This is a genomic window from Actinoplanes subglobosus (genome assembly GCF_042650585.1).
In the GTDB taxonomy this organism is placed as follows: domain Bacteria; phylum Actinomycetota; class Actinomycetes; order Mycobacteriales; family Micromonosporaceae; genus Actinoplanes; species Actinoplanes subglobosus.
Genome location: NZ_JBHSBL010000005.1, coordinates 354,964 through 377,659 on the forward strand (window position 1 = coordinate 354,964; position 22,696 = coordinate 377,659).

The 22,696-nt window shown below is 70.0% G+C and carries 16 protein-coding genes; 11 read left to right on the top strand and 5 right to left on the bottom strand.

Translation table 11 applies throughout. From position 1 onward, the window contains the following. Nucleotides 1-2: 2 nt before the first annotated feature. Complete coding sequence (locus ACFO0C_RS05095) at nt 3-314, bottom strand: antibiotic biosynthesis monooxygenase family protein (protein WP_378065327.1); 312 nt, start codon at nt 312-314, stop codon at nt 3-5. Nucleotides 315-745: 431 nt separating this feature from the next. Here ACFO0C_RS05095 and ACFO0C_RS05100 point away from each other — a divergent pair, with 431 nt between their 5' ends. Then, on the top strand, nt 746-1,741 hold the full coding sequence (locus ACFO0C_RS05100; RefSeq protein ID WP_378065328.1) for a TerC family protein: 996 nt from the start codon (nt 746-748) through the stop codon (nt 1,739-1,741). Between the two features lie 1,346 nt (nt 1,742-3,087). Here ACFO0C_RS05100 and typA read toward each other — a convergent pair. Then, nucleotides 3,088-4,950 (bottom strand): translational GTPase TypA, encoded by a 1,863-nt coding sequence (gene typA / locus ACFO0C_RS05105; RefSeq protein WP_378065329.1) that lies wholly within the window; start codon nt 4,948-4,950, stop codon nt 3,088-3,090. Nucleotides 4,951-5,212: 262 nt separating this feature from the next. Between typA and ACFO0C_RS05110 the strand changes: the two genes are divergently transcribed. Then, entirely contained in the window at nt 5,213-5,638 is a 426-nt protein-coding gene (locus ACFO0C_RS05110) for an uL11 family ribosomal protein (RefSeq protein ID WP_360338340.1), read from the top strand. A 33-nt stretch (nt 5,639-5,671) separates the two neighbouring features. Here ACFO0C_RS05110 and ACFO0C_RS05115 read toward each other — a convergent pair whose 3' ends face one another. Beyond that, the gene (locus ACFO0C_RS05115; protein WP_378065330.1) at nt 5,672-6,340 is read right to left on the bottom strand and encodes an ATP-dependent Clp protease proteolytic subunit; all 669 of its coding nucleotides are present in this window, start codon (nt 6,338-6,340) and stop codon (nt 5,672-5,674) included. 41 nt (nt 6,341-6,381) lie between these two features. Between ACFO0C_RS05115 and ACFO0C_RS05120 the strand changes: the two genes are divergently transcribed. From ACFO0C_RS05120 to ACFO0C_RS05145, 6 genes are all read left to right on the top strand, one after another. After that, entirely contained in the window at nt 6,382-7,116 is a 735-nt protein-coding gene (locus tag ACFO0C_RS05120; protein WP_378065331.1) for a GntR family transcriptional regulator, read from the top strand. A gap of 13 nt (nt 7,117-7,129) precedes the next feature. Continuing rightward, nucleotides 7,130-11,944 carry a sensor histidine kinase gene (locus ACFO0C_RS05125; RefSeq protein ID WP_378065332.1) on the top strand — a complete coding sequence of 1,605 codons (4,815 nt, stop codon included), beginning with the start codon at nt 7,130-7,132 and terminating at the stop codon, nt 11,942-11,944. Between the two features lie 29 nt (nt 11,945-11,973). After that, nucleotides 11,974-12,483: a DUF4365 domain-containing protein gene (locus ACFO0C_RS05130; RefSeq protein ID WP_378065333.1), complete on the top strand. Its 510-nt coding sequence runs from the start codon at nt 11,974-11,976 to the stop codon at nt 12,481-12,483. After that, entirely contained in the window at nt 12,480-13,655 is a 1,176-nt protein-coding gene (locus tag ACFO0C_RS05135; protein WP_378065334.1) for a hypothetical protein, read from the top strand. The genes ACFO0C_RS05130 and ACFO0C_RS05135 overlap by 4 nt, the downstream gene beginning before the upstream one ends. A 66-nt stretch (nt 13,656-13,721) precedes the next feature. Then, a complete protein-coding gene (locus ACFO0C_RS05140) occupies nt 13,722-15,224 on the top strand; it encodes an NCS1 family nucleobase:cation symporter-1 (RefSeq protein ID WP_378065335.1) in 1,503 nt (500 codons plus the stop codon). Continuing rightward, on the top strand, nt 15,224-15,967 hold the full coding sequence (locus tag ACFO0C_RS05145; protein ID WP_378065336.1) for an aspartate/glutamate racemase family protein: 744 nt from the start codon (nt 15,224-15,226) through the stop codon (nt 15,965-15,967). Before ACFO0C_RS05140 ends, ACFO0C_RS05145 begins: the two co-directional genes overlap by 1 nt. Nucleotides 15,968-16,021: 54 nt before the next feature. Here ACFO0C_RS05145 and ACFO0C_RS05150 read toward each other — a convergent pair whose 3' ends face one another. Beyond that, nucleotides 16,022-17,512, bottom strand: a complete 1,491-nt coding sequence (locus ACFO0C_RS05150; RefSeq protein WP_378065337.1) for an FG-GAP-like repeat-containing protein — start codon at nt 17,510-17,512, stop codon at nt 16,022-16,024. 269 nt (nt 17,513-17,781) lie between these two features. Between ACFO0C_RS05150 and ACFO0C_RS05155 the strand changes: the two genes are divergently transcribed. From ACFO0C_RS05155 to ACFO0C_RS05165, 3 genes are all read left to right on the top strand, one after another. Next, nucleotides 17,782-18,291 (top strand): SigE family RNA polymerase sigma factor, encoded by a 510-nt coding sequence (locus ACFO0C_RS05155; RefSeq protein WP_378065338.1) that lies wholly within the window; start codon nt 17,782-17,784, stop codon nt 18,289-18,291. A gap of 15 nt (nt 18,292-18,306) precedes the next feature. Further along, nucleotides 18,307-18,969 (top strand): hypothetical protein, encoded by a 663-nt coding sequence (locus tag ACFO0C_RS05160; RefSeq protein ID WP_378065339.1) that lies wholly within the window; start codon nt 18,307-18,309, stop codon nt 18,967-18,969. 147 nt (nt 18,970-19,116) lie between these two features. Continuing rightward, nucleotides 19,117-19,866, top strand: a complete 750-nt coding sequence (locus tag ACFO0C_RS05165) for a MerR family transcriptional regulator (RefSeq protein ID WP_378065340.1) — start codon at nt 19,117-19,119, stop codon at nt 19,864-19,866. Here the strand turns inward: ACFO0C_RS05165 and ACFO0C_RS05170 are convergent, their stop codons facing one another. Continuing rightward, entirely contained in the window at nt 19,867-22,692 is a 2,826-nt protein-coding gene (locus ACFO0C_RS05170; protein WP_378065341.1) for an ATP-binding cassette domain-containing protein, read from the bottom strand. Nucleotides 22,693-22,696 lie beyond the last annotated feature (4 nt).

Below are 22,696 nucleotides of genomic sequence, written 5' to 3' on the forward strand. Positions count from 1 at the left end.
TGTTAAGCGGTGAAGAAGTTGTTGCCGGGGACGTCGGTGAAGTACTCGGCGAGTGGTGGCTGTGCCAGGGAGCCGGCGATCAGTGCGCGCCATTGGGCTAAACGGTCAGAGCGGCGGAAATTGTGCTCGTGGGCTTCCATGCTGTCCCATTCGGCCAGGAGCACGAAGCGCTGTGGGGACTCGACGGCGCGCTTGAGGCGGACCGAGCGGCAGCCGGGCGTGGTCGCCACCAGGGGCCGGGCCAGCTCGTAGGCATCGACGAAGTCACCTTCCCGGCCGGGGAGTACGTCGATCAGGGTGACTTCGAGAACCATGCCGGCAAGCGTCCCATACGCACCGGATGAGCAGCATACTAGGATGCCTGACGGGCTGTATGCGCGCCGAACTACCCGGATTGTCGCTGGTCACGGCGTAGGCTGAGGAAAACGACGGCGCTTTCGAGGTTGTGGACGTGCGGCGGATGTCGTATCTGCCCGGATGGGGCGTTTCGGCGGCGAGCCGTACCACTCTCTGGCCTCCCGGTGTGCCGTTCGCGCCAAGGATGCGTAACAATGGCTCCTGTGGGAGGGGAGTATTCCCCCGCTCCGGTCTCGTCAACACGGAACGCCCTTCGGGGTGGGCCCGGGGCCGGTGGTCACGGATCCGAGATCCGTGGCGGAAGAGACCTCCGACAGTCGCACGTCGCTGTTCTCATCCGATCCATGGGTGGGCGCAGCGACGACCCGTGTCTGCCGGAGGTCCTTAGTTGAACGTTTCTGCATGGGTCTGGGTCGCCACCCTGGTCGCGTTGATCGCGGTGCTCGCCGTCGATCTGCTCATCATCGGGCGCCGGCCACACGAGCCCAGCATGAAGGAAGCCGGCGGATGGGTGGCGTTCTACGTCGGCCTCGCCGTGGTCTTCGGTATCGGGGTCTGGCTCACCGCTGGTGGCCAGGCGGCCGGTGAGTTCTACACCGGTTGGCTCACCGAGTATTCGCTGAGCGTCGACAATCTCTTCGTCTTCGTGATCATCATGGCCCGGTTCGCCGTGCCACGGCACCTGCAACAGAAGGTGCTGCTGATCGGCATCGTGCTCGCGCTCGTCATGCGGGGCATCTTCATCGCCGCCGGTGCCGCGCTGATCACACAGTTCTCGTGGGTGTTCTACATCTTCGGTGCGTTCCTGGTCTACACGGCGATCACGCTGGTGAAGGGCGAGGACGAGGAAGAGGAGTTCAAGGAGAACATCCTGATCCGCTGGGCGAAGCGGGCACTGCCGCTGTCGTCCGAGTTCGGCGACGGCCGGTTCAGCGTCGTCACGGAAGCCGGCAAGCGCCTCTTCACCCCGATGCTCATCGTGATGATCGCGATCGGCACCACGGACTTGATCTTCGCGCTCGACTCGATTCCGGCGATTTTCGGCATCACCAAGGAGCCATACCTGGTCTTCACCGCGAATGTCTTCGCGCTGATGGGCCTGCGCCAGCTGTTCTTCCTGCTCGGCGGTCTCCTGGAGCGTCTCGTCTACCTCAACATCGGCCTGGCCGTGGTGCTCGCCTTCATCGGCGTGAAGCTGGTCCTGGAGGCGCTGCACACCAACAGCCTGTCGTTCATCAACGGCGGCGAGGGCTTCCACTGGGCTCCGGAGATCCCTATCTGGCTGTCGTTGCTGGTGATCCTCGGAACCTTGGCGGTCGCCACGGTCGCCAGTCTGGCCAAGACCTCCCGCGACAAGAAGCGCGAGCTCCTGGCGAACAAGTAGCTTCCATTCGACGGCGGGCCCGGGTGGCAGTGGTCGCCCGGGCCCCCCGTCGTACATGTCCGGCGGGGAGAGTCGGCGCAGGCCTGGCCGCTGCTCGAACAGGTCGGGGCCGGTCGCCGGATCCCGTCGCCCCGGGTGCGGGGGTTACAGCATGCGATCGCGGATCGTGTGCGTTCAATCGCGTGATAGGCGCAATGCCGCGCAGTCGGGAGGTTTCGCGCGTCGGCAACGCCCTTGAACGCGGTGCAGGCGAGCGGGTGGATCCGGATGGCCTTGTCTTCAGGGTGGTCGGTCCGGGCTTCGCGAGGGTGGTCGGTCCGGGTTTCGCGAGGGTGGTCGGTCCGGGCTTCGCGGGCAGGCTCAAGTAGATCGATGTCCTGCGGGCCGCCGGCGAGAACCTTGGGCCGAGCGGCGGACGCCCGAGCATCGGGTCCGGGATGGCAGTCGATCGCGCCCAGCGCTGACCAACCGGGCCAGCCTGCCAGATCTTGACCGTCTTACCACCGCTTCCGGTGGTAAGACGGTCAAGATCTGGCAAGGCGGGTCCACGCGCTAGGGCTTGGGTGAGAGCGCTGCCGGACTATTCGGGCGAATCTGGCGGTGGGGATCGTCCGGAGACGTGGGCCGGATGGGTGGGGCGTGGACTGTGCCGAACAGGGGCGCGACGGCGCGACGGGGCTGCCGGACGGGAGCGGGCCGAGGGCGTAGGGCGCGGTTGGCCGAGGGTGGTGGGCGCGGTTGGCCGAGGGCGTAGGGCCCGGTTGGTCGAGGGGTGATGGGCGCGGTTGGTCGAGGGAGTAGGGCGCGGTTGGGCCGAGGGAGTAGGGCGCGGTTGGGCCGAGGGAGTAGGGCGCGGTTGGGCCGAGGGCGTGGGTCGGGAGGTGCGGAAAGTGCTGCGGTGGGTGCGGGAAGTACTGCGGTAGGGAGGTGAGGTGGGGAGGTGCGGAAGGCGCTGCGGCGGGAGTGGGGCCGGTGGAGCGCGGTGATCTTGGTGAGTGAGGGTGCAGGGGCTTACGGCGTACCAGAGCACGGGTCTTGATCTGGACCGCAAAGGAAGGGTGCACGGAGCTTCGGGCCTGAAATTCCGGGCGGCACATGATCCAGGGAGGGATCGAGATTCAGGGAGGGATCGAGATTCAGGGAGGGATCGAGATTCAGGGAGGGATCGAGATCCAGGGAGGGATCGAGATCCGGGGAGGGATCGAGATCCGGGGAGGGAACGAGATTCGCGGAGGGATCGAGCCGGGCCGCCCGGAGCGGGCCATGTGCCGCCCGCCGCCGCCCACCCGGAAACCGAACCGGCCCGCCCCCGGAAAGGGGAGCGGGCCGGGCTCGAGGCCGGAAACCTACTGGTGCTTGCGCCGAGCGGCGGCACGGCCACGGGTCGTCGCGTCCAGGACGACCTTGCGGATCCGGACAGCGGACGGGGTGACCTCGACGCACTCGTCCTCGCGGCAGAACTCCAGCGACTGCTCCAGGGACAGCTTGCGCGGCGGGATCACCTTCTCGGTGTTGTCCGCGCTCGCCGCACGCATGTTGGTGAGCTTCTTCTCCTTGGTGATGTTGACGTCCATGTCGTCGTCGCGGGAGTTCTCGCCGACGATCATGCCCTCGTAGACCTCGGTGGCGGGCTCGACGAAGAGCTGGCCGCGCTCCTGGATGTTGATCATCGCGAAGGCGGTGACGGCGCCGGCCCGGTCGGCGACGAGCGAACCGTTCTGGCGGGTGCGCAGCTCGCCGAACCACGGCTCGTAGGCCTCGAACAGGTGGTGCATGATGCCGGTGCCGCGGGTCTCGGTCAGGAACTCGGTCCGGAAGCCGATCAGGCCGCGCGCCGGGACGAGCCACTCCATGCGGAGCCAGCCGGTGCCGTGGTTGATCAGCTCCTCCATGCGGCCCTTACGGGTGGAGAGCAGCTGGGTGATGGCGCCCATGTACTCGTCGGGCGCGTCGATGGTGAGGCGCTCGACCGGCTCGTGGACCTTGCCGTTGATGGTCTTGGTGACGACCTGCGGCTTGCCGACGGTGAGCTCGTAGTTCTCCCGGCGCATCTGCTCGACCAGGATGGCCAGTGCCAGCTCGCCACGGCCCTGGACCTCCCACGCGTCGGGGCGGTCGGTGTTGAGGACGCGCAGCGACACGTTGCCGATGAGCTCCTTGTCGAGGCGGTCCTTGACCATGCGCGCGGTGACCTTGGCGCCCTTGACCTTGCCGACCAGCGGCGACGTGTTGGTGCCGATGACCATCGAGATGGCCGGCTCGTCGACGGTGATCAGGGGGAGCGGAATCGGGTTCTCCGCGTCGGCGAGGGTCTCACCGATCATGATCTCGGGGATGCCGGCGAGGGCGATGATGTCGCCGGGGCCGGCGCTCTCGGCGGGCTTGCGCTCCAGGCCCTCGGTGACCAGCAGCTCGGAGATGCGCACGTTGCTGATGGTGCCGTCGGTCTTGCACCAGGCGACGGTCTGGCCCTTGCGGATGGTGCCCTCGTGGACGCGGCAGAGCGCGAGACGGCCGAGGAACGGCGAGGCGTCGAGGTTGACGACGTGCGCCTGCAGCGGGGCGTCCTCGTGGAACTTCGGCGCCGGGATGGTGTCGAGGATGGTGCTGAACAACACGTCGAGGGAGTCGCTGTCCTCCGGGACCGTCCCGTCCTTCGGCTGGTTCAGCGAGGCGATGCCGTCGCGGGCGCAGGCGTAGACGATCGGGAACTCGATCTGGTGCTCGTCGGCGTCGAGGTCGAGGAACAGCTCATACGTCTCGTCGACGACCTCCTTGATGCGGGCGTCGGGCCGGTCCACCTTGTTGATGATCAGGATGATCGGCAGCTTGGCGGCGAGCGCCTTGCGCAGCACGAAGCGGGTCTGCGGGAGGGGACCCTCGGAGGCGTCGACGAGGAGGGCGACACCGTCGACCATGGTGAGGCCGCGCTCGACCTCACCGCCGAAGTCGGCGTGGCCCGGGGTGTCGATGATGTTGATGGTCACCGGCGCGCCCTCGGCGGGCTGGTAGCTGATCGCCGTGTTCTTGGCGAGAATGGTGATGCCCTTTTCCCGCTCCAGGTCCATGGAGTCCATGACGCGGTCGGCCATCTCGCCACGCGCGTGGGACTGGCTGCCCTGGCGCAGCATGGCGTCGACCAGGGTGGTTTTGCCATGGTCGACGTGAGCGATGATGGCGACGTTGCGTAGGTCGGTGCGGGTCTGCATGACACCCATTGTTCCCGGCTCAGGTTGCCGTTCGTGACACGGGGTCAAGACCCGAATCTTGTGGTCTTTTGGTCGGTTTCCGCTCACCGGGCCGCCCCTGCGACGGGCCCGGCCGCAAACCGAGATACACTGTGCGTGCACCCGAGACCTCAATTTGGCTTCCGTCCTGGCGGACCGGTACTGTCTCGGGGTTGTCGTGTGTCGTTGATGCTGGCGAGCTGCGTTGTCTCGGCCCGCAGCTCACCCTAAGGAGCCTTACCCAATGCCTCCCAAGAAGAAGACCCATGAGGTAACCCTCGCGCTTGAGGCGGGTAACGCCGCGATGGTCGACCTCGGTAAGATGCTCGGCCCGACCGGTGCCAACATGCGCGCCGTCAAGGTGGAGTACGACGAGGCCACCGCGAAGAACCGGGGCGAGATCATCCCGGTCATCGTGTCGGTCTACGAGGACCGCAGCCACACGCTGGCCTACAAGACGCCGCCGACCAGCTTCCTCATCCGGAAGTCCCTGGGCATCCAGTCCGGCGCCGCCAACCCGCTCACCACGACTGTCGGCACCCTCAGTGCCCAGCAGATCAAGGAGATCGCGGAGCGCAAGCTGGTGGACCTCAACGCGAACGACCTCGACGCCGCCATCAAGATCGTGGCCGGCACCGCCCGTTCCATGGGCGTGAAGGTCGCTTCCTGAAGTTTCTGATCTCTTGAGAACGGGCTCCGGTGTTCACCGGGGCCCGTTCTTCTTGGGGGCGATCACCTCGTCGATCAGGCCGTAGTCGAGCGCCTCGGCCGCGCTCAGGCTGCGGCCCGCGGACAGGTCGTTCTCGATCCGGCTGCGCGGTTTGCCGGTGATCTCGGCCAGCCGGACCAGCACCTCCTCGAGCTCGCGCAGGTGCTGTCCGGCGGCGGCCGCGACCTCGTCGGCGGTCCCGGTGACCCCGGCGGCGCGCGGTTCGGCGAGTTTGAAACGCGCATGACGGTACGCCGCCCGCTGATCCGCCGCCGCCAGCACGGCCAGCGCCGCCCCGCCCGCCTCGGCGGTGACCAGGGCATGGACGGGGGCGGCCAGCGCGTCGATCACGTCGACGACCGACAGTGCGGCGCTGAGATCCCCGCCCGGACTGGACACGTGCAGGTGGACCACCTCCGGCCCGGCCGAGTCGAGGGTCAGCAGCGCGGCCGCGATCCCGGTCGCGGTCTCGGCGCTCAGATGCCCGCGCAGCATCACGATCCGCTGGTCGAAGAGTCGTTCCTCCAGCCAGCCGGGCAGCCCGGGCCCGGCTGGGGGCGGGTACGGCGGAGGCCACTCGGGACGGTGATGCGGCTGGTGCGGATACAGGGGCATCGCGACCTCCCGGATGTTCACGGCCTGCCGCCAGCCTAGCCAGGACATCGTGAAACGTGCCGATAACCGGGGGCGGCTAGGGTCCGGCCATGTCCGGACCGCGGCGCCGATCGGCCCTGCTCGCCCGGCTCGCCGACCGGGAGGCGGGCAGCGTGCGGAGCGCGATCGTGGACGAGTTGCGGACGATCATCCTGTACGGCGAGGTGCCACCCGGTTCGGCGATCCCGGTCGACGCGGTGGCGGCCGCGTTCGGGGTGAGCCGGATCCCGGTCCGTGAGGCGCTGATGACCCTGATCGGTGAGGGCCTGGTCGACCATCGGACCCACGGCGGCTACCGGGTGGCGATGATGACGGCCCGCGAGTTCGGTGAGATCTACCTGGTCCGGGAGGCGCTGGAGTCGGCGGCGCTGCGGGTGGCGGTGGCCGGTGCGACCGCGGAGGACGATCGGCTGGCCCGGGCGGCGCTGCGGGCGCTGGACGCGGCGATCGAGGCCGACGACGGCGGGATGGTCTATCACCGGGAGAGCCGGCGTTTCCATCTGGCGCTGATCGGGCCGTGCCGGATGCGACGTCTGCTGCACATGCTGGAGTCGGCGTGGAACATGACCGAGCCGCTGCGGCCGATGTCACATCTGACCACGGCCGACCGGGAGCTGCTGCACTCCGATCACGCCGGGATGCTGGCGGCCTTCCTGCGGCGTGACGCGGAGGCTCTGGCCCACGTCTGTGCCCGTCATCACCACCGGTTGCAGGGGTTCATCGCCGCATTGCCTCAGCACATAGGGCTGTTTTCGGAAGAGTCACCACCCAGGCCCCAAAAATGAGAAAAATCGGTCTGTGGGCGAGGTGGTGCTCTATCGCAGCGAACGGACACAGGTCTTTCGCCGAGGTCCCGCCGACCGGCACGGCCCGCTGATCCGCAAGCGTGCCGTCGGGCCCGGTGCGGTCCGGCGCATCCGGCACGAGCAGGAGGTGCTGCGCCGCCTCGCCGGCATTCCGGGAGTGCCCCGGCTGGCGTCCACCCAGTCGCGCCAGACGCTGATCCTGGAGGACGACGGGGGCGCCCCGCCGGATCGCGGGCGGATGGCCGTACCCCTGCTGATGAAGATCGCCGCGGACCTGGCGGTGACGCTGGCCGCCGTGCACCGCGCCGGCGTCGTCCATCGTGATGTCACCCCGGCCAACGTGGTGCTGGCCGGGCGCCCGCTGCTCATCGACTACGACCTGGCGCTGATCGGGCCGCCGGAGGCGGACGGTACCGGCACGCCGGTCGGTACGCTCGGCTATCTCGCGCCGGAGCAGACCGGCCGGATCGGGCCGCTGGTGGACTCGCGCGCCGACCTGTACGGTCTCGGCGCCACCCTCTACGCGCTGGCCGTCGGTGAGCCGCCGTTCACCGGCGACGACCCGCTCGAACTGGTCCGGGACACGCTGGTCCGCCCACCGGTGCCGGTCGGGCAGCGCCGTCCCGGCCTGCCCCCGCGGCTCAGCGAGATCATCATGCGGCTGCTGGAGAAGGACCCGGAACGCCGCTACCAGAGCGCCGACGGGCTCGCCTACGACCTGGCCCGCTGCCGGACCGCCCCGGACGGCGGATGGGAACTCGGCACGCGTGACTTCCCGGCGTTCCTGGCGCCGCCGCCCGACCTGATCGGACGGGAGCGGGAGATCGGCACGCTGACCGAGGCGCTGGACCGGGCGATGGTCGGCGGCACCCCGGCGGTGCTGGTCAGCGGCCCGCCCGGGATCGGCAAGAGCGCGCTGGCCCGCTGCCTGCGGCCGGTCGTCACGGCTCGCGGCGGGTGGTTCGCGGACGGGAAGTTCGACCAGTTCCGTACCGGCACCGACACCGGCGGGATCACCCGTGCGCTGCGGGTCCTGACCCGGCTGCTGCTCGCCGCGCCGGAACCGGAGATGGACGACACCCGGCAGCGGATCCTGTCCGCGCTCGGTGCCAACGTCACCGTGGCCTGCAACGCCATCCCGGAGATGACCGACCTGCTCGGTGACGGCAGCCGGCCGCAGACCGGCGACCCGGTGACCGCCCGGGCCCGGGTCAGTGCCACCGCCGTCGCCCTGCTGCGGGCGCTCGCGGCCCGGCACCGGATCGTCTGCGTCCTCGACGACCTCCAGTGGGCCAGCAGCGGATCGATCCAGATCCTGGACGCGATCCTGACGAGCGGGCCGATCCCCGGGCTGCTGCTCGTCGTCACCTATCGCGACGGTCATCCGTCGCTGCGGGCACCGGTCGAACGCTGGCGGCGCGACGGCGCGGCCGAACCCCTGATCCGGGTCCGCGGCCTCGGGGCCGGTGACACGGCCACACTGGTCGCCACGGTGCTGCGGATGCCGCCGGAGGACGCGTCCGGACTGGGTGCCCTGATCCGGCAGGGCAGCTCCGGCAGTCCCTACGCGACGGTCGAGCTGCTCAACGCCCTGCGTGCGGACGGCCTGCTGCGGCCGGCCGAGGAGGGCTGGCGGTGGGACGCGGGGGAGGTACGCGCGTTCGTCTCCCGCCATCACCTGCCCCAGCTGCCCGCCCGCCGGCTGGCCCAGCAGACGGCCGGATACCGTCGCCGGCTGGCCGCCCTGGCCTGCCTCGGCGCCGAGGTCACGATCGAGCTGCTGGCCGTCGCGACCGGCACCCCCGAGGACGACCTGATCCGCCATGTGGAGCGGGCCGTCACCGACGGGTTCGTCCTGTACGCCGGGAACACCGTCCGGTTCCGGCACGACCTGGTGCTCCAGGCGGCGCACGAATGCCTGCCCGCCGACGAGCGGGAGCGTCTGCAACTGGCCATGGCCCGCCGCCTGTCCGCGGACCACCCGCAGGAGGCCGCCGAGCAGTACCTGGCCGCCGCGGCACTGGTCGAGAGCCCGGGGGAGCGCCGGGAGGCGGCCGCCCTGCTGCACGCCGCCGCCCGGCGGACCATCCGGCTGACCAACTATCCGGTCGCCGTGGACCTGCTCGACGCGGCCGAACGGCTCCTGGCGGGCACCGCCGACCACCGGACCCGCGCCGCCGTCGCCGTGGACCGGCACATCACCCTCTACTGTCTCGGCCGGCTCGACGACGCCGACCACGTCTACCGGGAGCTGGCCGGGCGGTCACCGGACCTGGTCACCCTGACCGAGGCCACCGCGATCCAGATCAACGTCCTGAGCCAGCGGAATCAGATCCCGGCGGCGTACGCCCTGGGCCTGGCCGTGCTGCGCCGGTTCGGCATCGAGCCCCCGGACGACCCGGAACCCGTCCTGCGGCGGGAGGTGGCCGCGCTGCGGGACGGCCTCGGCGACCTGGAACAGGCCGTCGAGACCAGTGACCCCGCGGTGCTGGCGGCCGGCCGGCTGATCAACCGGCTGCTCGTGCCCGCCTACCTGCTCGGGCCGGTCGAGCACTCGTGGATGCTGCTCCAGGCGTACCGGTTGTGGCGCCGGGAGGGGGTGTGCGCGCCGGTCATCGGCGCCGCCGGGTCGGTGATCTGCGCGACGATCGCCCTCTTCGACGACTACCGCACCGGGTACCGGCTGAGCCGGCACGTCGTCGAGGTCGGCCGGGAACACGGATGGCCGGCCGAGACGGCGATCGCCAAGTACATGTACCTGTGCCTGGCCGCGCACTGGTTCGAACCGCTGGAGGACCTCGTCGAGCCCGCCCAGCAGGCCCGCGACGAGCTGCTCGCCGGCGGTGACGTGCAGGTGGCCGGACTGCTCAGCGCCCGGCTCGCGGCTGTCGTGCTGGACACCGCCGACTCGCTGGACACCGTCGCCGAGGAGATCGCCACCGGACTGGCCGTGGCCGAGCGGACCGGCAACCGGATCGCGGCGTTCAGCCTCACCGGATACCGGGACCTGGTGCGGGCGGCACGCGGCGAGGAGTTCGTCGACGAGGAGCCGGTCCTGTCGTATCCACCGGCGACCGTCACATACCACGTCAACCAGGGGCTCGCCGCGCTGTTCCGGCAGGACGACGCGGCCCTGGAGGAGCACTCGGCCGCGGCGATGGCCCACAACGTCGCGATCCGCGGCTTCTACGCCTCGGCACTGACCCGGGTGCTGCGCTGCCTGAGCCTGGCCGGGCGGATGCGCGACGGCGACAACGGTGTCGCCGCCGAACTGGCCGGCCTCCGGGACTGGCTGGCCCGCCGGTCCGCCGACGCGCCCCGCAACTTCCGGCCGCTGCTGCACCTGGTCGACGCCGAGCGGGCGTGGGCGCGCGGCGACCCGGACACCGCGACCCGGCACTTCGACGCCGGACTGCACGAGGTCACCGGCCGGCCGTGGCACCGGGCCGTCCTCGCCGAACGGGCCGCCCGCTTTCACCTGGAACGGGGACTCCCGTACACCGGGCGCCGGCTGCTGGCCGAGGCCCGGGACACCTACCGGGCGTGGGGCGCGACCGCGCCGGTCGCCCGGCTGGAGACCTGGCACCCCTTCCTGCGGGCCGTCGAGACGAGCGTTCCCGGCGGCGCCGGGGCCGGCGCCGACCGGATCGACCTGATGGCGGTCCTCCGGGCGTCGCGGGCGCTGAACTCGGCGACCACCCTGGCCGGGCTGCGGGAACAGGTCGGCGACGTGCTCAGCGCCATGACCGGGGCCACCCACGTACGGCTGGCCGGTGCGTCCGGCTCCCGGCCCGACCGGTTCAGCTCCGCCGTCCGCTACGTGCTGCGGACCCACCGGCCGCTGCTGGTGGCCGACGCCTGCGCCGACGACCGGTTCGCGCGGGATCCGTACCTCGCCGGGCTCGGCACCTGCGCGCTGCTCGCCGTGCCGGTGCCCAGCCGCGGCGCCGACGGCACGGTGCTGATGCTGGAGAACCACCGGCAGCCCGGCGTCTTCTCCACCGACCGTCTGGAGGCGGTACGGCTGATCGCCGGCCAGCTGGCGGTGGCGCTCGACAACGCGCTGCTCTACGACTCGCTGGAGGACACCGTCCGGATCCGCACCGCCGACCTGGAGGCCGCCAACCAGTTCAAGACCGACCTGATCGGCATGCTCGGCCACGAGATCAACAACCCGCTCGCGATGATCCTCGGCAACCTCGACCTGGCCCTCTCCGAGGACGACCTGCCCGGCGAGGTCCGTGACGTCGTCACCCGCGTGCACCGCACCACCCAGCGGCTCGCGACCATCGTGCAGGAGGTCCTCGACCTGGTCAGCCTCGACGCCGGGCGGCTCACCGCCACACCCGTCCCGGTCCCGGTCGCCGACCATGTCGAGGCGGCGCTGACCGCGACCGCCACCGGCCCGGTGCCGGTGAGCTGCCCGCCGGACCTGGTCGCGATGGTCCAGCCGAGCCACCTCGACCAGATCCTCACCAACCTGATCAGCAACGCGGCCAAGTACGGCGGTGGCGTCACCGAGGTCGTCGCCCGGGCCGGCGAGCCGTCGATCACCATCGAGATCCGCGACCAGGGCCCGGGAGTGCCACCGGAGTTCCGCGATCGGCTCTTCGACCGGTTCGCCCGGGCGTCGGCGACCGCCGGGAAGGTGGCCGGGACGGGACTCGGGCTCTACATCGTGCGGGAGCTGGCCCGCGCCAACCACGGCGACGTCGACTACCGCCCCGGCGACCACGGCGGATCGACCTTCGTCGTCCGCCTGCAACCGGGGTCTTCCTCTCTAGGCTCTGGACAACTAGCCTTGTGAAAAGGTGGTTGTCGGCGGATGGGTTGACGTTGAACAAGAATGTTCACCAGGGCTTGCACGGCGAAGGCTTCATTCATGCTCTGGCGTGCGCGGGTGGCTTCACCACGTCGAGGATGAATTTGGATCTCGACGGTGTCGACTGGCAGATCGCGTATCCGGGCCCACGTGGCACGGCGCGTTCGCCCCGGATCGAGGTGCAGGTGAAAACCTCGACGGCGGTCGAGAACCGGGACGGAATGATCCATCATCGGTTGCGTATCGAGCACTTCAACCATCTGGCCGGTGTTGGGTTCCAGATTCCGAGGTTCCTGGCGCTGGTATCGGTGCCGGAGGACGCCGCGGAGTATGCGGTCTGTACCGACGAGCACATGAGGTTGTCGACCGCCGCATACTGGCTCTCGTTGGCTGACCGGGAGGTTCAGCCGACCGGGGAGGGGTGTCCTGCCAGTCTGATCGTGCAGGTGCCTACCCGAAATCTCCTGACGGTGGCGGCACTCCGGCACCTGTTGAGCGGCGATCTGGAAGGGGCAGAGCGATGATCCGGGCTCAGGTGACTGATCGTGCGGCGCTGGCTGCCAGGTCTCCGTCGGAGTTGGCGATGTACCTTCGTGCCAACCAGTGGGGCGTCCGTGACCGTGACCCCAGCGGGATCGTCTGGGTGAAGTCGGTCGATGGTGACGAGTTTGAGGCGTTGCAGCCGAATGACGTTGGTCTCCGGGATTATCCGGCTCGGGTCCGTGACCTGCTGTCCGTCATCGCGATGGTCGAGGATCGGTCCGAATTGGAGGTGCTCGGCGACATCACGAGCGTTTCCATGGATGTGCATTCGGTCCGGGCGTTCCCGGCGGATCACGGCCCAGGGATGATCAGCCTCGACGACGGCGTCCAAGCCTACGAGAGCATGCGAAATCTGGTCGTTGCCGCCGCCTATGCCGTCAGCGCGGAACAACCGCGTGCCGTGCAGCCCACACGGAAACCGACGGAGGTTCTGAGATTCCTGCGCGAGGTCGCGATCGGGAGCCCCGCTGAGGGAAGCTTCGTGTTGTCGGTGCACACGCCGATCCCACCGCGGTTGTCAGGCCCGCCGTCACTGTTCGATGGCGACGTCTCGGAGGTGTTCGAGTCGGCTGAGCCGTTCGAGCGGAGGGTCTCGCTGAGGCTGTACGACGCCGTTCAGGCCGCCCATAACGCAGCGAACGAGGCCTTGGTCTCGGCCTACGGCCTGGACGGTTTCACCGGCGCGATATCGAGAGGGGTCAGCGCCAACCTGTGTGAGGCCCTGGTGGGCCTGGGCGGGGAAGCTGGTCACCCCTTCGAGATGACGCTCCGGCTGGCGATCGCTCGGCCACTGCGGGCACGTGCGTTCGAGCCGATCCGTTTCCGTCGTGACCACCTGCCGGTGTTGGCATCGGCGGCGCAGGAGTTGCGGGAACGGGTCGCCGACGAAGGGGTCCTGATCGTGGGCAACGTCGTCCGCCTGCACCGGGAGGGCACGGGATCGGGTGAGATCAGCGTCGCCGGGATGATCGAGGGAGAGGATCGCCTGCGCAGGGTCTGGATGAGCCTGCACGAGGAGGACTATGCCCGGGCCACGAACGCACACCAGGAAATGCGTTCGGTGTCGGTACGCGGAGATCTGGTACGCCGCGGTACCCGTATGTATCTGATGAACCCCTCGTCGCTGCAGCTGGCCAACGACAGGGACGAATAGCGTGGCGCCGGAAGATATACAGTTCCGCACATCCGGGTGAAACAGCGGGTTCATAGCGTGACGGCCATGGCCGACACCATCCCCAGCAAACACCACGAGGACCTGGTCGAAGCCGCCGGCATGCCGGTCGGCAGCGGCGTATCGAAGAGCTCGTACGACCCGCGTCTCACCAACGAGGACCTGGCGCCGCTGAAGGAACAGCGGTGGGGGTCCTACAACATCTTCGCGTTCTGGATGTCCGACGTGCACAGCGTCGGCGGCTACGTCACGGCGGGCAGCCTGTTCGCGCTGGGGCTGTCCAGCTGGCAGGTGCTGGTCTCGCTGGTCGTGGGCATCACGATCGTCTACTTCTTCTGCAATCTGGTGGCCAAGCCGTCGCAGGTGACGGGCGTGCCCTATCCGGTGATCAACCGGGTGGCGTTCGGGGTGCTCGGGGCGAACGTGCCGGCGATCATCCGTGGTTCGATCGCCGTCGCCTGGTACGGCATCCAGACGTACCTCGCCTCGGCCGCTCTCGACGTCGTGATCCTGAAGTTGTGGCCGTCGCTGATGCCCTACGCCGATGTGGACCAGTACGGGTTCCTCGGTCTGCCACTGCTCGGCTGGTGCACGTACGCCCTGCTCTGGGTGTTGCAGGCGGCCGTCTTCTGGACCGGCATGGAGACGATCCGCAAGTTCATCGACTTCTGTGGCCCGGCCGTCTACGTGGTCATGTTCGTGCTCGCCGGGTACCTGATCGCCGAGGCCGGGTGGAGTGCGATCGACCTCAACCTGGGCGAGGTGACGGTGACCGGCGTCGACGCGATCCCGGTCATGCTCGGCGCGATCGCCCTGGTCGTGTCCTACTTCTCCGGCCCGATGCTCAACTTCGGTGACTTCTCCCGCTACGGCCGGTCGTTCAAAGCCGTGAAGATCGGCAACTTCCTCGGCCTGCCGATCAACTTCCTGATGTTCTCGATCCTCACCGTCGTGACGGCGAGCCTCACCGTGCCGGTGTTCGGGGAGCTGATCACCGACCCGGTGGCCACGGTGGCCCGGATCGACAGCACGTTCGCGATCGTTCTGGGCGCGCTGACCTTCACCATCGCCACGATCGGCATCAACATCGTCGCCAACTTCATCTCGCCGGCCTTCGACTTCTCCAACGTCAGCCCGCAGAAGATCTCCTGGCGGGCCGGCGGCATGATCGCCGCGGTCGGTTCGGTGCTGCTCACCCCGTGGAACCTCTACAACAACCCGGAGGTCATCCACTACACGCTGGAGACGCTGGGCGCCTTCATCGGACCGCTCTTCGGTGTGCTGATCGCCGACTACTACCTGGTCCGGCGGCAGAAGGTGGACGTCGACGCGATGTTCACCATGTCGCCGGACGGCCGCTACTTCTACAAGAGGGGCTACCACCCGCCGGCGATCATCGCCACCGCGGTCGGCGCACTGGTCGCGGTGATCCCGGTGCTCGGCAAGATGAGCGACATCGCCCAGTACAGCTGGTTCATCGGCTGCGGGCTGGGCTTCCTGGTCTACCTCGGGCTCGTTCGCCGGCCGTCGTCGAGCACGATCAAGTCCTGATGCGCATCCGGGTCATCAATCCCAACACCACGGCGTCGATGACCACGCTGATCGAGGCGAGCGCCCGGGCCGTCGCCGGCCCGGGCGTCGTCGTCGAGGCGGTCACCCCGGCGATGGGCCCGGCGTCGATCGAGAGCCACTACGACGAGGCGCTCGCCGTGCCGGGCCTGCTCGCCGAGGTCATCGCGGGGGAGCGGTCCGGCGCCGACGGTTACGTCATCGCCTGCTTCGGCGACCCGGGGCTCGACGCGGCACGGGAGGTCGCGGCCGGTCCGGTGGTCGGCATAGCCGAGGCCGCGATGCATGCGGCGACGCTTGCCGGTCGCGGTTTCAGCGTGGTGACAACCCTGGGGCGTACGGCCGGACGCGCGCGCGATCTGGCGGGGAGGTACGCCCCGGCCGGTGCCTGCAAGGGCGTGCACGCCTGCGAGATCCCGGTCCTGGAGCTGGAGTCCGACCCCACGGTCCTGCCCCGGGTGACGGCCCTGGCCCGGCACGCGCTGGAGTCCGACGGCTCGGACGTGATCGTGCTGGGCTGCGCCGGCATGGCCGCCTTCTGCGCCGAGGTGTCGCAGCGGATCGGCGTCCCGGTGATCGACGGGGTGACCGCCGCTACCCTGCTGGTCCAGTCCCTGATCACCCTGGGCGTCCGGACATCCAAACACGACGAGTACGCCCCGCCACCGGCCAAGCCCTACACCGGGGCGCTCACCGCCTTCGGTGCCGCCACCCCGCCGGACTGAACCGGCGCCGCCATCCGGCCCGGAAGGCATGATGGCGGCGCCGGTCGGGTGTCGTCAGGAAGCGAGCCACTTCCAATTGGCCCACGCACCGGTCGTGCCGTTCATGATGCCCTTGTTGGCGAGCGTGCCGAGGCCGTCACCGGCGTACAGCCGCAGGCTGTTCTGGCTGTCGATGATGGCGATGTCGGCCTTGCCGTCACTGTTGAAGTCGCCGCCGGCGAACGCCTGGTGGTTGATCCAGGCTCCGGTGGCGCCGAACATGATGCCCTTGTTGATGAGCTTGCCCGCGCCGTCACCGGCGTACAGGCGCATGCTGTTCTGGCTGTCGATGATGGCGATGTCGGCCTTGCCGTCGCCGTTGAAGTCGCCGCCGGCGAACGCCTGGTGGTTGATCCAGGCTCCGGTGGCGCCGAACATGATGCCCTTGTTGGAGAGCTGCCCGGTGCCGTCGTTCGCGTACAGGCGCATGCTGTTCTGGCTGTCGATGACGGCGATGTCGAGGATGTTGTCACTGTTGAAGTCGCCGGCGGTGAAGGCATGGCTGCCGGCCCACTTGCCGCCGGTCTCCCACATCAGGCCGGCGTTCTTGAGCTGGCCCGCGCCGTCACCGGTGTACAGGCGCATGTTGTTCTGGCTGTCGATGATCGCGATGTCGCTGAATCCGTCACCGTTGAAGTCGCCGGCGGTGAACGCGTGGCTGCCGGCCCACTTGCCACCGGTCTCCCACATCGGAGCCGGGGACGCGACCTTGCCCGTACCGTCGCCGGCGTAGAGCACCATGTCGTTGGCCGGGTTGATGCCGGCGACGTCGGCCTTGCCGTCGTTGTTGAAGTCGGTCCTCGGCTTCACCGCGATGGTCGTGGCGATCCAGGAGGCGGCGCCGTCGAGACGGGTTTCGACCGCATCGCGCCGGGTGGCCGTCGAGCCGAGGCATCCGCCCTGGTAGGACGCGGAGTGTACGGCGACGACCTCGACACCGGTGGAGGTCTCCCGGATCGCCGGGCCGCCGGCGTCGCCCTTGCACGTGGTCGGTGCGGTCTCGTCCACGTTGGCGATCGCCAGGGTGTCGGCCTCGACACCGGTGACCGCGATGGTGGCCTTGTGGAGCAGCCCGACCCAGGTGGTCCTGGTGCGGCCGTACCCGAGGATGGTCAGTGATTCTCCGGCGGTGACGGCTGTGGTGCCGATCCGCGGGAAGGTTATGTCGTTGACCGGAAGCGTGATCCGGGACAGTGCGAGATTCAGCGTCGGGTGCGTGACCGACCGGACGATCGTCCGGTCATGGCCTGCCGAGGCGGTCAGGTCCGCCTTGCCGATCTGAGCCTTGATCGGCCCCTCGGCGTTCGCGACGCAGTCCTTGGCCGTCAGGATCCAGTACGGCGAGACGAGCGTTCCGGTACATCCGTGCGAGACGCCGTCGGTGAGGTGCACCGCGAACCGGTAGTCGCCGTCGGCAACCGCCGCGCCGCCGGTGACGGCCTCGGACGGGGTCACCTGAATGGTGGTGACAGCGGCCATCGCGGCCAAGGCGACGACAGCCTGCACCGGCCTGCGTACGTTCCTGTTCAATTTTCCCCGTTCTGAGAATGTATTGCTGTGTTTGCGTCTCGATGCTGCGGAGACCGCAGATCAAGATAGTTGATCGATGAATCCATGTACATGAGATCGTCGACGCATTCCAGCGGTGGTGCGGAGTCGTGGCGGGTACGCTGCGCCCCTGGTCAAGCCGCATGCTGAGATTTTCTGCGAGCGGCATGCAACCCCCTGGGAGGAGGGAGTCGTCAGGGGGGCGTGAGAGTGAAGGAGGGGCTCGTGTGAAGACCGAGCGTGATGAGCAATTCCATCAGTTCGTGGTCAGCCGGAGGGCCGCACTGGTGCGTACCGCGACTCTGCTCACGGCGGGCGACGCCCACCTGGCCGAGGACCTGGTCCAGTCAACCCTGACGAAGCTGTATGTCGCGTGGCCGTCCTTCCAGCGGGCCGACAACCCGGACGGTTACGTCCGGCGGACGCTGGTGAACGCGCTGACCGACGAGCGCCGGCGGTGGTGGCGACGGAGCGAACGGCCGATGGCCGAGGTCCCCGACCGGGTGGCCGCGGAGGACATCACCGGTGACGTCTCGGACGGGCTGCGCGCGGCCCTGCGGGAGCTCCCACCGAGGATGCGGGCGGCCCTGGTGTTCCGCTACTTCTACGACCTCGACGTCGCCGACACCGCCGACGCCCTCGGGTGCTCCGAGGGGACGGTGAAGAGCCAGACCGCCCGGGCGCTCGACCGGCTCCGCACGGTCCTCGGCTCGAACCCCTCCCTTGCACTGCTGTGACCAGGAGAAACTGACATGAAGAACCTTCAGGACGGGCTGGCGCGGATCGCCGGCCCGGTGGCTGAACCCACTCGGGAGCAGGTCGCTGCCGACCTGGCCCGCGGACGGCGGGCGCTGCGCCGGCGCCGTACCACCCAGGTCGCCGGAAGCTGCGCCTTCGCCGTGGCCGCACTGGCCGCGGTGATCGTCGGCACCACCGGGACCGGAGCCGCGCCGAAGGCGCCGGAGGCCGCCGGTGACCGGCCGGCGTCCAGCGCGCCGCAGACCTCCGTCACCAGGCTCGTCGCCTACCAGGGCGAACAGCCCAAGGGCTTCACCCTCGACAAGGTCCCGGACGGCTGGGAGCTGCAGGGCGCCGACGACTACGGCATCGTGATCGCGCCGAAGGGGTTCAAGGACAAGAACCCGAACAGCTTCGTCGGCAAGATCGTCGCCCAGCTCCAGGAGTTCGCGCCGGGCGAGGAGCTGAAGGGCAAGGAGGTGACCGTCAACGGGTCGACCGGCCTGCTCACCAAGATGATCGACCAGACCGACGGCAGCGCGCTCTTCGTCGAGCTCGGCGAGGGCCGCTGGATGGTCATCCAGGTCTGGGACGGCCTGGGCTGGGGTGAGAAGGAGGTGCTGGAGTTCGCCTCCGGCATCCACGTCGACGAGAACGCCAAGATCACCCACGGCTGACCCCCGCCGCGGGAGGGGAGACCGGAACGGGGAAAGCGTCCCGGTCTCCCCGGTGAGAAAAGTACGTGCCGCGCCCCGATGTGGGTAGCCGGACCCCGCGTGACGATGGTCCCGTGCCCAGCGAGGGCGGGAACCAGGGGTGACACCATGATCGTCCAGCGTGCCGAGACGCCGGCGACGACGCAGCAGGAGTTCACGATCGAGGAGCTGAGCCGCCAGGTCGGGATGTCGCCGCGGAACATCCGGGCGCATCAGGCCCGCCGCATCCTCGCCCCGCCGGTCCGGCGCGGCCGCACCGTCGTCTACCAGGAACATCACCTGCGACGGCTGGAGACCATCCTGTCGCTGCAACGGCAGGGCTTCAATCTGACGGCGATCGAGGCGATGTTCGGGGTACGGGGCGGACAGCCCCGCGGCGACGGCCTGGCCGCCCTGATGCAGCGGCTGGCCGCCGAGTCCCCGGCGCTCGTCGACGCGCTCACCCGGCACGGGGTGGTCGCGTGGAAGGAGAACGGCGCCGTGCAGCTGGTCCGGCCCCGGGCGCTGCGTGCCGCTCTCGAACTGCACCGGTCCGGGCTGCCGGCCCGCCAGACCGTGCAGGTGCTGGTCGAGGTGCTGGACCGGATCGGCCGCCCGGTCGACGAGCTGCTGCGGGCGACCGGCGACCGGATCCTGTCGTTGCCCGGTGATCCGGCCCGGCCCCGCGCCGCCACCTGGGACGAGTGGAGCGACTCGGCCGAGATGCTCGCGCAGGGCCTGATCGACCTGCTCAGCGAGGCGTTCCGGGTGGTGGCCGAGAACCGCGGCCCGACCTCGGTGGTCGACATCGTGGGCCGCCGGTCCGGTCAGGCCACGGTCATGCTGATGGAGACCGCCACCGTCATCGACCTGGGCTGACTATTCCTCCTCGCTCACCAGTTGACGGCGGGCCAGCTGATGGAACAGCCCGTCCCTCTCCGCCATCAGGGTCGCGAAGGTGCCCTGCTGCACGACCTTCCCCTTCTCCATCACCACGATCAGGTCGGCGTGCCGCACGGTGGACAGCCGGTGTGCGATCACCAGGCGGGTGGCACTGAGCTGCCGGGTGCTCTCGGTGACCCGCTCCTGGGTGCGGTTGTCGAGCGCGCTGGTCGCCTCGTCGAAGAAGAGCATCCGCGGGCGGTGGATCAGCGCGCGGGCGATCAGGACGCGCTGCCGCTGGCCCACCGACAGGGTGCCGCCGCCGTGCGGGACCATCGTCGCCACCCCCATCGGCAGGCGCGCGATGTCCTCGTCGAGCCCGGCGAGCCGGGCCGCCTCCAGCACCCGCTCCAGGCTGTAGGAGGCGGCGCCGCACACGTTGTCGCGCAGCGTGCCGGCGAACAGCTGACCGTCCTGGAGCACCACCCCGCACTGCCGGCGGACCGCCTGCAGGTCGAGTTCGGCCAGGTCCTGGTTGTCGTAGTAGACCGAGCCCTGGGACGGCGACTCGAACCCGAGCAGCAGCCGCAGCAGGGTCGACTTGCCGCAGCCGCTCGGGCCGACGATCGCCACGAACGCGCCGGCCGGCACGTGCAGCGTCACGTCGTCGATCACCCGCGGGGCGTCCGGGCCGTACCCGAAACCGACCTCCTGGAGGGTGATCGCGCCGCGCAGGTCGCCGGGGTCGGCGCGGTCCGGTGTCCGCTCCGGGACGCCCGCCACCACCAGCTTCAGCTCGGCGAGACGGGGCAGCGCGGCCAGCACCTCGACGCTGCCGGAGACGATCACCAGCAGCGCGCCGACCAGCATGAGGAAGGCCACGTTGAGGGCGAAGAAGTCCTCCGGGGCCAGGGTGTCGGCGAGCGGACCGGCGAGGATCGTGAACAGCAGCAGCTGACCGGCGATCGGCAGCACGGTGGCCACCGCCCGCAGCACCGCCTGCACGCCCCGCACCTGGTTGAGGGTGCTCCGGGCGTACGCCGTCTGCTCGAACCACCGGGCGTAGGCCCGCTGCTCGGCCCCCGCGAGTTTGATCTTCGTGATGCCGCTGATCAGCTGGTGACCGGTGGAGACCGCCTTGTGCTCGGCCGGCAGCGCCCGCCGCTGACGCGTCACCACCACCCGCCCCAGCACGGCGACCAGCAGCAGCGAGGCCAGCGCCAGACCGGTGGAGGCCAGGCCCAGCGCCGGGCTCAGCGTCCAGACCAGCGCCAGCATCGTGACCGCGGTCAGCGACGACGTGATCAGCAGCAGGATCACCCCGGACAGCGCCTCCCGGGCGAACGTGACACCGAGCAGCGTGTTGGCCAGTTCGCCACTGCCGGCGTCCCGGAAGAACCGGACCGGCAGGCGCAGCAGGCGGTCCCAGAGGACGAGCTGGACGCCGTACTCGACGCGGCCCTCGCCGCGCAGCATCCGCAGGTTGGTGGCGACACCGACCAGGGCGGCCACCCCACCGCACGCCACCAGCAGCAGCGCCGACCAGGTCAGGCCGGACACCGACACCCGGTCGGCGAGCGCGCCCAGCACCCGGCCGGTGATGATCGGCGCGGCCAGGGCGAGCGCCGCGACGATCGTCCCGCACCCGGCCAGGGCGGCCAGGTCCGCGCCGCCACCGGCGCTGCCCAGCCGGAACACCGCCGGCACCGATGCCTCGACCGGCAGTGGGCGCTGCACCTGCGTGGCGGTCCGGGCCACCCGGTCGGCGGCGGCCCGGCCGGTCGCCAGGACGGCACCGGTCTCCGGGTCCACCTCGCGGTACCGGCCGTACCGGTAGGTCAGGCACACCACGGTCGTCCCGGCGCCCTCGACGGTGCGCCAGCCCAGCAGCGGGCCGAGATCGTGCTTCCACCAGTTCTCCGGCAGCTGCACGTCGCGCAGGTGCAGCGACGAACTGCGGGCCACCGCCCGGACCGCCTCGGCCAGGTCGGCCGGCTCGTCCCGCCGCCCGGCCGGCTCCACGACCGGCAGCCCTCCGGACCCGGCGACCAGGCGCAACGCGGCCGCCGCCCGCCGGTACCGCTCGCCCCGCCCGGCCGGATCGGCGGCGGTGCGGGCGCCGACGAGACCCGACGCGATCCGGGTCGCGCGGGCCACCGCCGCCCGGTTCCCCGCGGCCCGGGCGGTCAGCGACGTCAGCAGCGCGGCGTCGGCAGCCTCGCCCTGCCGCTCGACCAGGCGCAACAGCCGTACGGCCTGGTCGTGCACCGCGCTCCACAGCTCGCCGGAGCGCAGCAGGTCGTCGCTGGAGCACGCCTCCACGGCGCCGCCCCGGTCCGAGCGCACCCAGTCGCGCCCGGCCAGCAGCACCGGCACACCCTCGTCGAACGTCTCGTCGGGACCGCCGTCGTTGCGGATCAGCCGGCCGCCGGTGCCCCGGACCCAGCACACCGCCGGCGTGCCGGTGAACGCCACGCCCGCGGCCGCCGCCTCGACCTGACCGGCGTAGAGCACCCGTGCGTCCCGCGGCGGCTCCCGGTCGCCACGGACCGCGCCGGCCAGCGCGGCCAGAGCCAGATCCGCGGCCTCGGCGCCGTCCGGCGGTCCGGGCAACCGGTCGAGACGTCCACCCGGCAGGGGTACGGCCAGCAGCCGCCACACCCCCGTCCCGGCGACGTCGGGAACCAGCCCACCGGCCGGGATCCGGGCCACGAAGTGGCGCCGCGACCGGATCCCGCCGGCTCGCGTGCGCACCAGGAACAGGTCGCTCGGCGCGTCCAGGACGAGGTACCCGCCGCCCTCGGTGACCGTCTCGATCGTCACGCTG

What these genes read in the sequence shown, in the direction of transcription:
- ACFO0C_RS05095 (WP_378065327.1), bottom strand. Translation starts at nt 314, where the DNA reads ATGGTTCTCGAAGTCACCCTGATCGACGTACTCCCCGGCCGGGAAGGT.
- typA (WP_378065329.1), bottom strand. Translation starts at nt 4,950, where the DNA reads ATGCAGACCCGCACCGACCTACGCAACGTCGCCATCATCGCTCACGTC.
- ACFO0C_RS05110 (WP_360338340.1), top strand. Translation starts at nt 5,213, where the DNA reads ATGCCTCCCAAGAAGAAGACCCATGAGGTAACCCTCGCGCTTGAGGCG.
- ACFO0C_RS05115 (WP_378065330.1), bottom strand. Translation starts at nt 6,340, where the DNA reads ATGTCCTGGCTAGGCTGGCGGCAGGCCGTGAACATCCGGGAGGTCGCG.
- ACFO0C_RS05120 (WP_378065331.1), top strand. Translation starts at nt 6,382, where the DNA reads ATGTCCGGACCGCGGCGCCGATCGGCCCTGCTCGCCCGGCTCGCCGAC.
- ACFO0C_RS05135 (WP_378065334.1), top strand. Translation starts at nt 12,480, where the DNA reads ATGATCCGGGCTCAGGTGACTGATCGTGCGGCGCTGGCTGCCAGGTCT.
- ACFO0C_RS05140 (WP_378065335.1), top strand. Translation starts at nt 13,722, where the DNA reads ATGGCCGACACCATCCCCAGCAAACACCACGAGGACCTGGTCGAAGCC.
- ACFO0C_RS05145 (WP_378065336.1), top strand. Translation starts at nt 15,224, where the DNA reads ATGCGCATCCGGGTCATCAATCCCAACACCACGGCGTCGATGACCACG.
- ACFO0C_RS05160 (WP_378065339.1), top strand. Translation starts at nt 18,307, where the DNA reads ATGAAGAACCTTCAGGACGGGCTGGCGCGGATCGCCGGCCCGGTGGCT.
- ACFO0C_RS05165 (WP_378065340.1), top strand. Translation starts at nt 19,117, where the DNA reads ATGATCGTCCAGCGTGCCGAGACGCCGGCGACGACGCAGCAGGAGTTC.